This is a genomic window from Microbacterium foliorum (assembly GCF_006385575.1).
Classification (GTDB): Bacteria; Actinomycetota; Actinomycetes; order Actinomycetales; family Microbacteriaceae; genus Microbacterium; species Microbacterium foliorum_B.
In genome coordinates this window covers 2,497,225-2,511,816 of sequence record NZ_CP041040.1, presented here as the reverse complement: position 1 = coordinate 2,511,816, position 14,592 = coordinate 2,497,225, and the positions used below count along the sequence as shown (strand labels likewise).

The 14,592-nt window shown below is 69.8% G+C and carries 14 protein-coding genes; 12 read left to right on the top strand and 2 right to left on the bottom strand.

Going from position 1 to position 14,592, the window contains the following annotated elements:
- Window positions 1-6: 6 nt before the first annotated feature.
- The 4 genes from FIV50_RS12065 (at window position 7) to FIV50_RS12050 (ending at window position 3,481) form a co-directional block, all read left to right on the top strand.
- Entirely contained in the window at window positions 7-1,203 is a 1,197-nt protein-coding gene (locus FIV50_RS12065) for a substrate-binding domain-containing protein (RefSeq protein WP_375137377.1), read from the top strand.
- Window positions 1,204-1,286: 83 nt separating this feature from the next.
- The gene (locus FIV50_RS12060) at window positions 1,287-2,138 is read left to right on the top strand and encodes a sugar phosphate isomerase/epimerase family protein (RefSeq protein ID WP_140037641.1); all 852 of its coding nucleotides are present in this window, start codon (window positions 1,287-1,289) and stop codon (window positions 2,136-2,138) included.
- 27 nt (window positions 2,139-2,165) lie between these two features.
- Window positions 2,166-3,191, top strand: coding sequence for a sugar phosphate isomerase/epimerase family protein (locus FIV50_RS12055; protein ID WP_140037640.1), 1,026 nt, complete (start codon window positions 2,166-2,168; stop codon window positions 3,189-3,191).
- Window positions 3,188-3,481 (top strand): Dabb family protein, encoded by a 294-nt coding sequence (locus FIV50_RS12050; protein ID WP_140037639.1) that lies wholly within the window; start codon window positions 3,188-3,190, stop codon window positions 3,479-3,481. Before FIV50_RS12055 ends, FIV50_RS12050 begins: the two co-directional genes overlap by 4 nt.
- 39 nt (window positions 3,482-3,520) lie before the next feature.
- Here the strand turns inward: FIV50_RS12050 and FIV50_RS12045 are convergent, their stop codons facing one another.
- Window positions 3,521-4,540 carry an NYN domain-containing protein gene (locus tag FIV50_RS12045; protein WP_140037638.1) on the bottom strand — a complete coding sequence of 340 codons (1,020 nt, stop codon included), beginning with the start codon at window positions 4,538-4,540 and terminating at the stop codon, window positions 3,521-3,523.
- Entirely contained in the window at window positions 4,533-5,528 is a 996-nt protein-coding gene (locus FIV50_RS12040; protein WP_140037637.1) for a Gfo/Idh/MocA family protein, read from the bottom strand. Before FIV50_RS12040 ends, FIV50_RS12045 begins: the two co-directional genes overlap by 8 nt.
- Window positions 5,529-5,653: 125 nt before the next feature.
- Between FIV50_RS12040 and FIV50_RS12035 the strand changes: the two genes are divergently transcribed.
- The 8 genes from FIV50_RS12035 to FIV50_RS12000 all read left to right on the top strand — a co-directional run bounded on the left by FIV50_RS12035 (window position 5,654) and on the right by FIV50_RS12000 (window position 14,558).
- On the top strand, window positions 5,654-7,078 hold the full coding sequence (locus FIV50_RS12035) for an NtaA/DmoA family FMN-dependent monooxygenase (protein ID WP_140037636.1): 1,425 nt from the start codon (window positions 5,654-5,656) through the stop codon (window positions 7,076-7,078).
- Between the two features lie 166 nt (window positions 7,079-7,244).
- Window positions 7,245-8,879, top strand: coding sequence for a TIGR04028 family ABC transporter substrate-binding protein (locus FIV50_RS12030; RefSeq protein WP_140037635.1), 1,635 nt, complete (start codon window positions 7,245-7,247; stop codon window positions 8,877-8,879).
- A gap of 20 nt (window positions 8,880-8,899) precedes the next feature.
- The gene (locus FIV50_RS12025) at window positions 8,900-9,847 is read left to right on the top strand and encodes an ABC transporter permease (protein WP_056373500.1); all 948 of its coding nucleotides are present in this window, start codon (window positions 8,900-8,902) and stop codon (window positions 9,845-9,847) included.
- Window positions 9,844-10,737 carry an ABC transporter permease gene (locus FIV50_RS12020; RefSeq protein ID WP_140037634.1) on the top strand — a complete coding sequence of 298 codons (894 nt, stop codon included), beginning with the start codon at window positions 9,844-9,846 and terminating at the stop codon, window positions 10,735-10,737. The genes FIV50_RS12025 and FIV50_RS12020 overlap by 4 nt, the downstream gene beginning before the upstream one ends.
- Window positions 10,734-12,362 carry a dipeptide ABC transporter ATP-binding protein gene (locus FIV50_RS12015; RefSeq protein WP_140037633.1) on the top strand — a complete coding sequence of 543 codons (1,629 nt, stop codon included), beginning with the start codon at window positions 10,734-10,736 and terminating at the stop codon, window positions 12,360-12,362. The genes FIV50_RS12020 and FIV50_RS12015 overlap by 4 nt, the downstream gene beginning before the upstream one ends.
- Window positions 12,359-13,378 (top strand): putative FMN-dependent luciferase-like monooxygenase, encoded by a 1,020-nt coding sequence (locus FIV50_RS12010; RefSeq protein WP_140037632.1) that lies wholly within the window; start codon window positions 12,359-12,361, stop codon window positions 13,376-13,378. The genes FIV50_RS12015 and FIV50_RS12010 overlap by 4 nt, the downstream gene beginning before the upstream one ends.
- A complete protein-coding gene (locus FIV50_RS12005; RefSeq protein WP_140037631.1) occupies window positions 13,375-13,965 on the top strand; it encodes a CMD domain protein in 591 nt (196 codons plus the stop codon). Before FIV50_RS12010 ends, FIV50_RS12005 begins: the two co-directional genes overlap by 4 nt.
- Window positions 13,962-14,558, top strand: a complete 597-nt coding sequence (locus FIV50_RS12000; RefSeq protein WP_140037630.1) for an alkylhydroperoxidase domain protein — start codon at window positions 13,962-13,964, stop codon at window positions 14,556-14,558. Before FIV50_RS12005 ends, FIV50_RS12000 begins: the two co-directional genes overlap by 4 nt.
- Window positions 14,559-14,592: the final 34 nt, after the last annotated feature.

The window sequence follows — 14,592 nt, the reverse complement described above, 5'->3', positions numbered from 1 at the left end:
CGATCAATGAAGATCGCCACCGCAGGGGTGGCTCTCTTCGGCCTCATCGCGCTCGCCGGGTGTACGACAGACCCGTCCGTGGCGCCGGCGGAGTCGGAGAACCCGGAGGAATCGGCAGAGACCACGGAGTGGTTCGACCAGGAGCTCTTCGACAAGCAGATGGAGGAGCGCGGTGTCGAGCCCCAGGGTCCGGCGGACGAGCCGTACCTCCAGCACATCAACGCCGAGATGGTCGACACCTCCGAGTTCGCGAGCGAAGGGGCCAAGAAGGCCTGCTTCGCGAACGCCTCGATCTCGAACCCGTGGCGGCAGACCGGCTGGATCACGATGAACGAGCAGCTGAAGGCACTGCAGGAGGCCGGCGCGATCAGCGAGATGGAGACCCGCGACGCGCAGGACTCCGATGACACGCAGATCGCGGACATCGACTACTTCATCTCCGAGGGCGGCTGCGACGTCTTCCTCATCTCGCCCAACAGCACCGCGGCGATGACCCCGGCCGTCGAGCGGGCGTGCGAGACCGGCAAGCCGGTGATCGTGTTCGACCGCGGTGTCGACACCGACTGCCCGGTCACGTTCATCCACCCGATCGGCGGATTCGCGTGGGGCATCGACACCGCCGAGTTCCTCATCGACAACCTCGAAGAGGGCGACAAGGTCGTCGCGCTGCGGATCCTCCCCGGCGTCGACGTGCTCGAGCACCGGTGGGCCGCGGCGGAGAAGCTCTTCGACGAGGCCGGCATCGAGGCTGTGGACTACTTCACAGGCGCGGACCCGGCGGAGATCAAGAGCATCATCAGCGACGAGCTCGCCAAGGGCGATGTGCAGGGCATCTGGATGGATGCCGGTGACGGCGCTGTCGCAGCGATCGAGGCGTTCGAGGACGCCGGCGCGGACTACCCGGTGATGACGGGTGAAGACGAGATGAGCTTCCTCCGCAAGTGGAAGGACACGGGGCTCACCGGGCTCGCACCGGTGTACTCGAACTTCCAGTGGCGGACGCCGCTGCTCGCCGCGCAGATGATCTTCGCCGGCGAAGAGGTGCCGAAGGAGTGGGTGCTGCCGCAGAAGCCGATCACCGAGGGTGAGCTCGACGACTACCTCACGGCCAACGAGGGCATGCCGGACGGGCACTACGCGAAGTTCGGCGGAGAGAACCTTCCCGGTTACCCGACGGTGTGGCAGGAACGTCAGATCCCGTAACGAGCAGTGACGCTCCCGCCCTTCCGTCCGCGCACCCGCGGATGGGAGGGTGGGAGCACACGCGTCATCCCCGAAGGAGCAGGATGCCTCGCACGATCGCCGTCAACACGTGGGTGTGGACGTCTCCGCTGACCGATGCGACGCTCGGTCCGCTCGCGCGCAAGGCCGCGGGCATGGGGTATCAGGCGCTCGAACTGCCTCTCGAGAGCATCGGGGACTGGGATCCGGTGCGGACCCGTGACGTGCTCGACGACCTCGGTCTCGGCGCGATCGTCATCGGAGCCATGGGACCGGGCCGCTCGCTGCTCGCCCAGGCAGGCGACGTCGCCGCGACTCAGGACTACCTGCGGTCGTGCATCGCGGCGGCCACGACGCTCGGCTCGGCCGTGGTCGCCGGCCCTTTCTACGCGCCCACCGGCGTGGCCTGGCGGATGACGGCCGACGAGCGCGCTCAGGTGGTGCGGGAGCTGCGCGAGAACCTCGAACCGCTGGCGTCGGATGCCGCGGATGCCGGGGTCATCCTCGCCGTCGAGCCGCTCAACCGCTACGAGACCAGCGTGCTCAACACCGTCGAGCAGAGTCTCGACGCACTCGCACCGCTGCTCGGTGCCGGGGTGGGGCTGGCGCTCGACACCTACCACCTGAACATCGAGGAGAAGAAGCCGGCGGAGGCGATCCGCGCGGCGGGGTCGGCGATCGCCCACGTGCAGGTGTGCGGCAGCGATCGGGGCGCGGTCGGCGACGACCACACCGATTGGCCGGAGATCCTCCGCGCCCTCGACGATGCGGGGTATCGGGGGCCGCTCGGGCTCGAGAGCTTCACCGGCGAGAACGCGACGATCGCCGTCGCCGCATCCGTCTGGCGACCACTCGCGGCGAGCCAGGACGACCTCGCCGCACGCAGCATCCAGGCGCTGAGAGTGCTCGGCGCCTGAGCCGTCCAGCGATACGAAGGAGTGTCCATGACCACGCACCCGGTCACCCTGTTCACCGGCCAGTGGGCCGATCTGCCCTTCGACGAGGTCGCGCGGCTCGCGGCCGGGTGGGGGTACGAGGGCCTCGAGGTCGCCGCCTCTGGCGATCACCTCGACCTGCGGCGGGCAGACGAGGACGACGCGTACGTCGCCTCGCGCCTCGAGATCCTCGACCGGCACGGACTGCGGATCTTCGCGATCTCGAATCATCTCGCCGGGCAGGCGGTGTGCGATGCGCCCATCGACTTCCGTCACCAGGCGATCCTGCGCGACTACGTGTGGGGAGACGGGGAGGCCGAGGGCGTGCGCGCACGGGCGGCCGACGACATGAAGAGGGCGGCGCGAGTGGCCCGCAAGCTCGGCGTCGACACCGTGGTGGGGTTCACCGGCTCGTCGATCTGGCCGTATCTGGCGATGTTCCCGCCGGTGCCGGCATCCGTCATCGAGGCCGGCTTCGAGGACTTCGCGACCCGCTGGAACCCGATCCTCGACGTGTTCGACGGCGAGGGCGTGCGCTTCGCGCACGAGGTGCATCCGGGCGAGATCGCCTACGACTACTGGTCGTCGGTGCGGGCTCTGGACGCGATCGACCACCGCGAGGCGTTCGGATTCAACTGGGACCCGTCGCACATGATGTGGCAGAACATCGACCCCGTCGGGTTCATCGTCGACTTCGCCGACCGGATCTATCACGTCGACTGCAAGGACACCCGGATGCGGCCGCACAACGGGCGTGCGGGAGTGCTCGGCTCCCACCTGCCCTGGGGGGATCCCCGACGCGGGTGGGACTTCGTCTCGACCGGTCACGGCGATGTGCCCTGGGAGGACTCGTTCCGGGCGCTCGACGCGATCGGATACGACGGGCCCATCTCGATCGAGTGGGAGGATGCGGGAATGGACCGCCTGCACGGGGCGCCGCAGGCGCTCGCCTACGTGCGGTCGCTGCTGTGGCCGAAGCCGACCGCATCCTTCGACGCCGCCTTCAGCAACCAGACGACCGGAGACACCGCATGACCATCCAGCACACCGTCGTCTTCCGCCTCGTGCACGAGGCGGGCAGTCCCGAGGAGCGCGAGTTCCTCGCCACCGGCAGAGCCGTGCTCACGTCGATCCCCGGGGTCGAGGACTTCACGATCCGTCGCCAGGTCAGCCCGAAGAGCGACCTGGAGCATCAGTTCTCGATGATGTTCCGTGACAGGGAGGCGTACCGCGCCTACGACGCGCACCCGGCGCACACCGCGTTCGTGGCGGAGCGCTGGGTGCCCGAGGTCGCCGCCTTCCAGGAGTACGACTTCGAGGAGTGACCGGACCGGTCTCGCGACTGACCGGTCGAGTTGTGCGGGTCAGGCAGAGTCGCGCAGCTTCACCAGACGCTCGTGCCCGGTCTCCTCGAGTTCTGCGATGCTCTCGCGCGACTTGAGGAAGTCCGAGAACGAGCGGTAGCCGAGGGCCTTCTCGCTGAACGACGGGTCCATGCGACGCATGTGCGTCTTCACGGCCGAGCTGTGCAGCCACTCGTCGGCGTCGGCCTTGTCGTGCCCGAGGCGCAGCGCGCGATGCAGCAGCTCCGTCGCCTCACCCTGCTCTGTGCCCTCGGCGTGCTCGTCGACCTTGACCGGAGCGGCGGCCGGAGCCGCGGTGGCAGCCGTGGCGGCGGCCGCCTGTGCCTTGGCCTTGGCGGTCTTGGCCGGCGGCCGGGACTTCGCCTTCGCAGCGGGCTCTGCGGCGGGCTCGACGGCGGGCTCAGCCGTGACTTCCGGCACCGCGACGACGTTCGCCGGAGCGGTCTTGCTCGGACGCACCACACCGGGCAGCGAGTCGTATGCCTCGAACTCGTCGCACGCGGCGGCGAGCGACTTGGCCGTCGAACCCGCGACGCCGACGCCGATGACGTAGCGGCCCAGGCGCTTGCAGCGCTGCGCGAGGGGGACGTAGTCGCTGTCGCCGGCGACGATCACGACGTGCGTGAGGTCGGGCAGACGGAACATGTCTTCGACGGCGTCGACGGCGAGGCGGATGTCAGCGCCGTTCTTCGCATAGGCGGCTGCCGGGAAGAGCTGCACCAGGTCGACGGCGCGGGCCACGAGCTGTGAGCGGTACACGGCGTTCACCGGCGACGACCAGTCGGCGTAGGCACGCGTGAGCACGAGCGTGCCGAAGGACGCGGCGTAGTCGATGATCGCACCGACCTCGATCATGGCGCGGGAGAGCCGCTCCATTACCTCGGGGTCGGTCGGGTTCTCGGTGATGCGCTGACGGTCTTTGCCGTAGGCGTTGCGTCCGTGCACACGGTCGTACCAGGAGATGACGATGTTGTCGAAGTCGAGGTAGACCGCGACGCGGGCGTCGTTGGCCTCAGCCATTGTTGACTCCTTCACGCGGGTAGCGCACCCCGATCTGGGCGCGGATCTCGTCGAGCGTGCCCATGATCGCGACGCTCTCGGCGATCGGCAGGATGTCGCCCTCGAGCACGCCGTCGGCCACGAGGCGCTCGGCCGCATGGGCCTGGTACTGCATGCCTCGGCCTGCCACTTCGGACACGTACTCCTCGACGACGGTGCCGTCGGGGAGCACGACACGGAACGTCGTCGGGGTGTACCAGACGCGATCGATGTCGATGCGCGCCTTCGTGCCGATGATGCTCGCGGCGTTCGGGCCGGCGGCACGCGACGACGAGAGGGTGGTCGAGATCGCGCCGCCGTCGTGGGTCATGACGGTGGCGACCTCGGCATCCGCTCCGGTCTCGATGAGCCGGGCCACGGAATGGATGGTGGTCGGTGCGCCCAGGACGTCCCACACGAACGAGACGGGGTAGATGCCGAGGTCGAGCAGCGCACCGCCGCCGAGCTCGAGAGCGTTCAGGCGGTGGGTGGGGTCGTCGGGGAGGAGCTGGGTGTGGTCGGCGCTGACGGCGCGGATCTCGCCGAGCGTGCCGTCGGCGATGATCTCGCGGATGCGCACCATGTGCGGCAGATACCGCGTCCACATGGCCTCCATCGCCAGCAGCCCCCGTTCGGCGGCGAGGCGCTGCAGGTCTTCGGCCTCGCTGCGGTTGAGGGTGAACGCCTTCTCGACGAGCACGTGCTTGCCGGCCTCGAGCGCGAGACGGGCGTTCTCGTGGTGCATGGGATGCGGGGTGGACACGTAGATGATGTCGACCTCGGGGTCGGCGACGAGCGCTTCGTACGAGGGGTGTGCCCGGGCGATGTCGAAGCGGGCGGCGAACGCGTCGGCCGACTCCTGCGAGCGCGAGCCGACGGCGACGAGATCGAGCCCCGCCGTGCGCAGATCGGATGCGAACGCGCCGGCGATGCCGCCGGTCGCGAGGATTCCCCAACGAAGACCAGTCATGGTCTCAGCGTAGAGGTTCGCACCGACAGCCGGATCGCCGCGAGGATGTGTCGCCGTATTGCGCTCCGTGTCTCCGAGCTTCCGCGGCGATTGGCGGTCGCCCGGGGCGCTCGTACTTTCGGGGCATGACCGAACCGCTCATCATCGGCGCCATGGTGCGCACCCTCGGCGCCTACCCGTCGGGGTGGCGCCAGCCGGGCGCGCACCGGGATCCCTCGTCGGATGCCGACATCCTCCATCACATCGCGCGCGAGGGAGAGGATGCCGGACTCGACTATCTGTTCTTCGGCGATTGGCTGGCTACCGGGCCCGACCTCGAGTTCCGCGACCCGTATCTGCTGGCGCGCATCGACCCGGTGAGCGCGGTGCTGTTCCTGGCCGGCGTCACGTCGCGCATCGGCCTCATCGCCACCGTGAACACGACCTACGCAGACCCCTACGCGACCGCTCGCTCACTCGCCTCGCTCGACGTGCTGACACGGGGCCGCGCCGGCATCAACCTCGTCACCGGAGCCGAGCCGCGCGCTGCGGGCAACCACGGTCGAGACGCGCACGCCGACAACGAGACCCGGTACGACCGCGCCGAGGAGTTCGTCGCAGCACTCCGACGCCTGTGGGACTCGTGGAGTGAGGATGCCTGGATCGCGGATGCCGAACGGGGCGTGCTGATCGACCCGGACGGGCTCCGCGGCGCCGACCTGCACGGGGAGCACGTGCAGGTCTCGGGGCCACTGAACGTGGCCAGACCGCCGCAGGGACAGATCCCGATCGTGCACGCGGGGACGTCTCCGCGGTCTCGCGCGCTCGCGGCCACCGAGGCCGACCTGGCTCTGATCGCCGCCCCGAACCTCGCGGATGCGATCGCCACCCGTCGTGAGCTGCGCGACATCGCGGCCGCTGCCGGGCGCTCGCCGGAGACTCTGGCGGTGATCGCCCCGGTGCTCCCCGTCGTCGCGGATTCGGATGCCGAGGCCCACCGCATCGTCGAGCGGCTGCTCGCCCTCGTGCCCCTCGCCGAAGGGCATCAGCCGTCGCGCACGGCTTTCCCGGCGAACCGATCGGTCGCGGCTCTGGCCGATGCCTTCGGGGTGGCGCCGGACGACCGGCTGCGCACGGCCGGTTTCGACGACGAGGTGTCCGCCGATGAGGCCCGTCGACTGGGCGAAGCCGGTGCCGCGCTCATCGATCGGCTCACGCGCATCGCGGGCGTGCGCATCGCGGGACAGGGCAGGTCCGCTGCGCTCACCTGGCGCCATCTGGTGGCGGCGCACGCCGTGCCTGCCGCCTTCGTGGTCGGCGATGCCGCCGCGATCGCCGACCACTTCGAGGCCTGGCGCGACGAGGGGGCCGCAGACGGTTTCAACGTGCTCTCGGCCTTCCAGCCGGCGCAGTTCGAGGCGTTCACCCGTCTTGCGGCCCCGGAGCTGCGTCGCCGCGGCCTGCTCAGGCGCGCAGACATCGGCGCCACCGGCACCCTGCGCGACCGTCTCGGCGTCGGCGTCGGCGTCGGTCGTAGAGACGGGGCTGCGGCAACACTCGCGACCCGGTGACCCCCTCCGATCATTACGTCACGTTGCGCCGGGTGACCGGGCATGACGCCTCGTGACAGGGCACGTCCGTGCATGACGACTCCATTGGCGGCGGGGCTCGGAGAGTCCCTAGCGTGACCATCACCCGCACACCACGAACCACAGCATCCCTTCTCAGGAGGACCGCATGACCCGCCGTCTCATCCGCGCAGCAGCAGTCGCGCTCCCGCTCGTCCTCGCCGCGAGCCTCGCGGCGTGCGCCTCGTCGCCGGCGCCCTCGGGAGCGTCGGACGCCTCCGGTGCCCCCGTCACCGGAGGTACGCTCACGTATCTCGAGCACCAGACGTTCACGAACCTGTACCCGCCGCAGGCGGGGTTCTATCCGAACGGCGGCGTGGTCAACAACATCACCGCGCGCCTCACCTGGCAGAACCCGGACTCGCTCGAGATCGAGCCGTGGGTCGCGTCGGACTGGACCGTGAACGACGACGCCACCGAGTACACGTTCACCCTCAAGCCGGACGTCACTTTCTCCGACGGCACCCCGGTCGATGCCGCGGCCGTGGCGAAGAACTTCGACACCTACGGTCTGGGCGACCCCGAGCGCGGGCTCACCGTGTCGGAGGCGATCAACAACTACGCCTCGAGCGAGGTCGTCGACGACGACACCGTCACATTCCGCTTCTCGGCCCCTGCTCCCGGCTTCCTGCAGGCGACCTCCACCATCAACTCCGGGCTCCTCTCGCCCGAGACGCTCGACGGAACGATCGAGGACTTCGGAGCGGGCAACGCAGAGGCCATCGTCGGCGCTGGGCCCTTCACGGTCACCGACGAGAAGCTCGGCACCGAGTTCACCCTGACCGCCCGCGAGGACTACGCGTGGGCACCCGAAAGCGCCGAGAACCAGGGGCGCCCATACGTCGACGCCGTGCACGTGCTCGTGACCCCCGAGGACTCGGTGCGCATCGGCTCGCTGCTCGCCGGTCAGGCCGACTACGTGCGCTACGTGCAGGCCTTCGACGAGGACCGCGTCGAGAGCGCGGGCTTCACCCTCTATGCGCCGCAGACCCGCGGAGTGAACAACTCGATCTCGCTGCGGCCCGAGAACCCGCTGCTCGCCGACATCACGGTGCGCCAGGCGCTCGTGGCTGCGGTCGACGCGCAGGAGGTCGTCGACACCCTGTTCACCGAGAACTATCCGGTCGCGACGTCCGTGCTGTCGCAGGAGGCGCTCGGCTACAAGGACGAGTCGGAGCACTACGCCTACGACCCCGAGAAGGCCGAGGAGCTGCTCGATGAGGCCGGATGGGAGGCCGGATCAGACGGCATCCGCGAGAAGGACGGCGAGCGTCTGTCGATCACCGTGTACGAAGCCGCTCCGCAGCCGCTCTCGAAGCAGACGCTCGAGCTCGTCGCGCAGCAGCTCGCCAAGGTGGGCGTGGAGCTCACGGTCAAGCCGGCGGATGCCGGTTCGTACGCCGAGGACACTCGTGACCCGCTGAAGACCGGGTTCTACCACTCGATGGTCGGCCGCGCGGACTTCGATGTGATCAAGAGCCAGTTCCACACGAAGAACCGTGACGCGCTGATCTCGAACGACGCCGAGCTCGACGCCCTGCTCGAGGCTGTCGCCTCTGAGCCCGACACCGAGAAGCGCGCTGAGGCGTCGCAGGCGGTGCAGGACTACATCGCCGAGCAGGCGTACGTCATCCCGCTGTTCGAGGAGCCGCAGGTCTACGGCGCCGCGACCTATGTGCACGGCGTGGACTTCGAGTCGGTCGGTCGCCCCACCTTCTCGGGCGTCTGGCTCGCCGAGCACTGAGCCTGAGCGACGGTGCATCGATGAACTTCGTCCTCCGACGAGCCGGGCAGGCCGCGATCGTGCTGATCGCGGCCTTCACGGCCACCTTCTTCCTGCTGCAGCTGCTGCCGGGCGACGCGATCCTGATCAAGTTCTCCGACCCCAGTCTCGGACTGTCGCCCGAGCAGCTCGACGGGATCCGCGCCACCTACGGCACTGACCTGCCGTGGTGGCAGCAGTACCTGCACGCGGGGCTCGGGTTCCTCGGAGGCGACTTCGGCTTCTCGACGCAGTTCGGCACCCCGGTGCTGACCATGCTCGGCGAGGCACTTCCGTCGACGCTGCTGCTCGCGTCGCTCGGACTCGTGGTGGCGCTGCTGATCGCGGTGCTCGTCGCAGGACTCTCGTCGCTCGCACCGTTCGCGTGGCTGCGCGACGGCATCCGCCAGGTGCCGGGTCTGTTCGTCGCCGTGCCGGTATTCTGGCTCGGCATCCTGCTCATCCAGGTCTTCTCATTCGGCCTCGGCTGGGTGCCGGTCGTCGGCGCCGACCCGGTCGCGGGGCTCATCCTGCCGGTGCTCACGCTCGCCGTGCCGATCTCGGCGCCGCTCGCACAGGTGCTGGTGCGGGCGATCGACCAGGTGCAGGCACAGCCCTTCATCACCGTCGTGCGCGCCAAGGGCGCGCCGCCGTCGTGGGTCCTGACCCGCTCGGTCGCGCGCAACGCGGCGCTGCCGACGCTCACGATCGCCGGCGTGCTGTTCGGTGAGCTGGTCGGCGGTGCGGTCGTCACCGAGACCGTGTTCGGCCGCACCGGCATCGGCAGGCTCACCGAACAGGCGGTGTCGAACCAGGACATCCCGGTGCTGCAGGGCGTCGTGCTGCTGTCGGCGCTCGGCTTCGTGCTCATCAGCTTCGCCGTCGACCTCGTCACCCCGCTGATCGATCCCCGTCAGCGCGCCCTCTCGAAGGCAGGAGTCTCGGCATGACCGTCGCAGCCATCGCCGCATCCGCCGACCCCGCCGTCGAGCCCCCGCACGAGGATGCCGCGGCATCCGCCCCGAGCAGACGGTCCCGACGTCTCGGGGCCCGACCCTGGGATCTCTACCTCGCCATCGCCCTGGTGGCTCTCGCGGTGCTCTGGGCGGTGATCCCGGGTGTCTTCGCGCCGGGCGACCCGCTCACCGGCACCCCGGCAGACAAGCTGCTGCCGCCGAGCGCGGCGCACTGGTTCGGCACCGACACCCTGGGGCGCGACCTGTTCGGTCGCGTCGTGCACGGGTCCGTGCACTCGCTGTCCGGCGCCCTCATCGCCGTCACCCTCGGCCTCGCGCTGGGCACGATCCTCGGCGCGATCGCCGGGGCCGTCGGCGGTGTCGTCGACGACATCCTGATGCGCGTGGTCGATGTGCTGCTGGCGATCCCCGGCCTGCTGCTCTCGCTCTCGGTCATCATCCTGCTCGGCTTCGGCACCGTGAACGCGGCGATCGCCGTCGGGCTCGGCAGCGTCGCGGCATTCGCCCGTCTGATGCGATCTGAGGTCGCACGAGTGCGCCGCAGCGAATACGTCGAGGCGGCGTACGGCAGCGGCGGCACCTTCTTCACGGTGCTCCGCCGGCATGTGCTGCCCAACTCGCTCACCCCGATCGTGGCGCTCGCCGCACTGCAGTTCGGCACCGCGATCCTGGCGATCTCGACCCTCGGCTTCCTCGGCTACGGTGCTCCGCCGCCCACACCGGAATGGGGACTGCTCATCGCCGAAGGGCGCAACTACACAGCGACCGCATGGTGGCTGACCGCTCTGCCCGGTCTCGTCGTGGTCGCGGTCGTGCTGAGCGCCAATCGCATCTCGCATCGCATCGGAAGGAGATCACGATGACCGTTCTCGCCGTCGACGACCTCAGGGTCTCGTACGCCACCCGAGAGGGGCGGCGCGAGGTCGTGCACGGCGTCTCGTTCGAGATCGCCGAGGGGGAGGCACTCGCGCTGGTGGGGGAGTCCGGCTCGGGCAAGTCGACCACCGCGCACGCCCTGCTGGGTCTGCTGCCGCCAGGCGGCAGGGTCGAAGGCGGCGCGGTGCGTCTCGGCGACCTCGACATCTCGGGCTGGACGGATCGCGCCCTGCGCAGCATCCGCGGCCCCGAGATCGGTCTCGTCCCGCAGGATCCGGTGACTTCGCTCGACCCCGTGCGCACGATCGGCGCGCAGGTCGAGGAGGTGCTGAAGCTGCACGGTCACCGCGACCGTCGCTCGCGCCGGGCGCGGGCGATCGAGCTGCTCGAGCGGGTCGGCATCGACGACCCGGAGCTGCGCGTACGCCAGTATCCGCACGAGCTCTCCGGCGGCATGCGGCAGCGGGTGCTCATCGCATCCGCGATCGCCCTGCGCCCCCGCCTGCTGATCGCGGATGAGCCGACCAGCGCGCTCGATGCCACTGTGCAGCGCAAGGTGCTCGATCTGCTCGACGAGCTGCGCCGCGAGGAAGGCACGAGTATCCTGCTCGTCACCCACGACCTCGGAGTCGCCGCCGACCGTGCGCAGCGCCTGGTGGTGCTCAAGGACGGGCGCATCGTCGAGCAGGGCGCGAGCGAGAAGGTGCTCGCGTCCCCATCCGACGGCTACACGAAACAGCTGCTCGCCGATGCCCCGGCGTTCGTCACCGGGTTCCGTCGGCCCGAGGCGCCGCCGTTCCTGCGGGATGCCGCGGCGGTGGCCGCCGAGAACCCGTTCGCGATCACCGCGACCGGACTCGTCAAGGAGTTCGCGGTCGCCCGACGCGAGCGCTTCCGTGCGGTCGACGATGTCTCGTTCCGGGTGCGCCGGGGCACGACGCACGCCCTGGTCGGCGAATCGGGATCGGGCAAGACCACGACCGCGCGCCTCATCACGCGGTTCCATCAGCCGGATGCCGGGGCGATCGAGATCGACGGCGAACATGTCACCGGCCTTTCGAGGCAGCGCCTGCGCGCCCTGCGCCGCCGCATCCAGCTCGTCTACCAGAACCCGTTCGCCTCGCTGGACCCGCGGCAGCAGGTCGTCGACATCATCGCCGAGCCATTGCAGAACTTCGGTGTCGGGTCGCGCGCCGAGCGCAATGACCGCGCGCTGGCACTGCTCGACAGGGTGTCGCTGCCGAGCGACGTCGCCCGGCGCACGCCGCGTGAGCTCTCGGGCGGTCAGCGCCAGCGGGTGGCGATCGCGAGGGCGCTCGCCATCGACCCCGAGATCGTCGTGCTCGATGAGGCGGTGTCGGCCCTCGACGTGACAGTGCAGGCGCGCATCCTCGAACTGCTCACCTCTCTGCAGTCGGAACTGGGGCTGACGTACCTGTTCATCTCGCACGACCTCGCCGTCGTGCGTCGGATCAGCCACACGGTCTCGGTCATGCGCCGCGGCCGCATCGTCGAGGAAGGCAACACCGAGGACCTCTTCCACGACCCGCAGCACGAGTACACCAGGGAGCTGCTCGCAGCCGTCCCGGGACGAACGGAGCAGCCCGCATGACCGCACCCACGATCGCCTTCTTCACACGTCTGCTCGACGACGCACCACCTGCCGAGCGGTATGCGCTCGCGACCGAGCAGATCCAGCACGCCGAGCGCCACGGCGTCGGTCGCGCCTGGGTGGCGCAGCATCACTTCCGCGCCGCAGAGGGCGGGCTCCCTTCGCCCCTCGTGTTCCTCGCGAACGTCGCGGCGCAGACGTCGCGCATCCGCCTCGGCACCGGGGTCGTCACGCTTCCGCTCGAAGATGCGGTGCGCGTCGCCGAGGATGCCGTGGTCGCCGATCTGCTCGCGGGCGGGCGCATCGATCTGGGACTGGGAAGCGGCGGGACGCCGTCCTCGTTCATTCCGTTCGGCGAGGACGTGCGCGACAAGGCGCCGACCTACGACCACAAGCTCCGCCTCCTCCTCGACGCGCTCTCGGGGCGTGACATCGGCGCGGACAACACTCTCTATCCGGATGCCGGCAGCCTCGCCGACCGCATCTGGCAGGCCACGTTCTCGTCGCCGGGCGGTCACCGCGCCGGCATCCACGGGCACGGCCTGCTGCTCTCTCGCACTCAGCCGAGATCGGCCGATGACCTGCACGCACCTCTCTCGGCACTGCAGGATCCGGTGATCGATGCATACCTCGACGCTCTGCCCGACGGCATCGCTCCGCGCATCACCGCCTCGCGCACGGTGTTCGTGGCGGATGACCGCGCCGAGGCCCTGCGCTTCGCGGAGGTCGGTCTGCGCCGAGCCGCCGAGGGATTCCGGCGTCAGGGGCAGACGATCCCCGGTGACGACCTCGACGAGCTGATCGTCGCGCTCGACACCCATCTCGGCACCCCCGAGCAGGTCGCCGAATCGCTCGCCGCCGACGCGACTCTCGCGAGGGCCACCGAAGTGGCGTTCCAGGTGCACTCGGTCGATGCGCCGCACGCGCATGTGCTGCGCTCGATCGAGCTCTTCGCCGAGCAGGTCGCCCCGGCTCTCGGCTACACCCTCACCGACACCATCAAGGAGAAGGCATGACCACCGACATCGTCGACCAGATCGTGGGGGTGACGCCCGAGCTCGATGCGCTGCGGCGCCGTCGCCCCGTCACCAGGGAGCAGCTGCAAGCGAGCTTCGACGCGCTCTTCGCGCCCGTGTCGACGGAGGAGGTGTCGCAGGCCGAGCGCGAGCTGATCGCCGCCTTCGCCACGCGCCTCGCCGGTGACGAGGATGCCACGGGCACGTTCTACGCCGACCGGGCGCTGGCAGTCGACCCGCAGCGCGGGGCCGTCGTGATCGCGGAGGCAGCGGATGCCGCGGTCACCGGGCCGTTCGGCTCGTACACCGAGGTGGGATTGCAGGCCGAGAACACCGAGGGCGAGCGCTACACGCCGTCGGCCGAGGTCTCCGGGGCACTCGGCGAGCGTCTGGCCGCCGCGCTCGTGCACACGCACCTGCTCGTGTTCCGCCCGCGGGAGTCGTCGGCTGACCACATCCAGCGGCTGGTCGATGCGGGGTGGTCGGCCGACGGCATCGTGACGCTGTCGCAGCTGGTGTCGTTCCTCGCGTTCCAGCAGCGCGTGATTACAGGACTGACCGCACTTCAGAAGGGAATCGCCGCATGACCGCTCTGCTGCACGACATCGCACCGCACCCCGAGGCATTCACCCGTGCCGAGGTCGGCTGGACCCCTCACCTCCCGCCGCTCGCCGAGGAGGAGCTGACCGAGCGCCACTATGACGGGCTCGTCGACGCCTCGCGCGCGAAGAACGACTACTTCCGTCTGCTGGCGCGCGACCCCGAGGTGCTCAAGGCGCGCACGCTCGTCGACAAGGACATCTTCTACAACGCCGCTGAAGGGCTTCCTCGCGCCGAACGCGAGCTCTCGGCGACGGCCGCCTCCCGCCGCAACGGGTGCGTGTTCTGCGCCTCGGTGCACGCACGCTTCGCGGCGCACCACAGCAAGCGCGTCGACGACGTCGATCGCCTGCTCGACGAGGGCGTGGATGCCGATCTCGGCGAACGGTGGAACGCGGTGGTCGCCGCGTCTGTCGCGCTGACCGACACCCCCAGCGCGTTCGGCGCCGACGAGATCGCCCGTCTGCGTGCGGCCGGACTCGACGACCTCGAGATCGCCGACGTGATCCATGGAGCGGCGTTCTTCAACTGGGCGAACCGTCTGATGCTGTCGATCGGCCGCCCGGTGGCGCCCGCCTGAATCGGGCAAGAACTCAGAACCAGCCCACCCCTGC

Excerpts from the sequence above, each read along its gene's own strand:
- FIV50_RS12065 (WP_375137377.1), top strand. The coding sequence starts at position 7 with ATGAAGATCGCCACCGCAGGGGTGGCTCTCTTCGGCCTCATCGCGCTC.
- FIV50_RS12060 (WP_140037641.1), top strand. The coding sequence starts at position 1,287 with ATGCCTCGCACGATCGCCGTCAACACGTGGGTGTGGACGTCTCCGCTG.
- FIV50_RS12055 (WP_140037640.1), top strand. The coding sequence starts at position 2,166 with ATGACCACGCACCCGGTCACCCTGTTCACCGGCCAGTGGGCCGATCTG.
- FIV50_RS12050 (WP_140037639.1), top strand. The coding sequence starts at position 3,188 with ATGACCATCCAGCACACCGTCGTCTTCCGCCTCGTGCACGAGGCGGGC.
- FIV50_RS12045 (WP_140037638.1), bottom strand. The coding sequence starts at position 4,540 with ATGGCTGAGGCCAACGACGCCCGCGTCGCGGTCTACCTCGACTTCGAC.
- FIV50_RS12040 (WP_140037637.1), bottom strand. The coding sequence starts at position 5,528 with ATGACTGGTCTTCGTTGGGGAATCCTCGCGACCGGCGGCATCGCCGGC.
- FIV50_RS12035 (WP_140037636.1), top strand. The coding sequence starts at position 5,654 with ATGACCGAACCGCTCATCATCGGCGCCATGGTGCGCACCCTCGGCGCC.
- FIV50_RS12030 (WP_140037635.1), top strand. The coding sequence starts at position 7,245 with ATGACCCGCCGTCTCATCCGCGCAGCAGCAGTCGCGCTCCCGCTCGTC.
- FIV50_RS12025 (WP_056373500.1), top strand. The coding sequence starts at position 8,900 with ATGAACTTCGTCCTCCGACGAGCCGGGCAGGCCGCGATCGTGCTGATC.
- FIV50_RS12020 (WP_140037634.1), top strand. The coding sequence starts at position 9,844 with ATGACCGTCGCAGCCATCGCCGCATCCGCCGACCCCGCCGTCGAGCCC.
- FIV50_RS12015 (WP_140037633.1), top strand. The coding sequence starts at position 10,734 with ATGACCGTTCTCGCCGTCGACGACCTCAGGGTCTCGTACGCCACCCGA.
- FIV50_RS12010 (WP_140037632.1), top strand. The coding sequence starts at position 12,359 with ATGACCGCACCCACGATCGCCTTCTTCACACGTCTGCTCGACGACGCA.
- FIV50_RS12005 (WP_140037631.1), top strand. The coding sequence starts at position 13,375 with ATGACCACCGACATCGTCGACCAGATCGTGGGGGTGACGCCCGAGCTC.
- FIV50_RS12000 (WP_140037630.1), top strand. The coding sequence starts at position 13,962 with ATGACCGCTCTGCTGCACGACATCGCACCGCACCCCGAGGCATTCACC.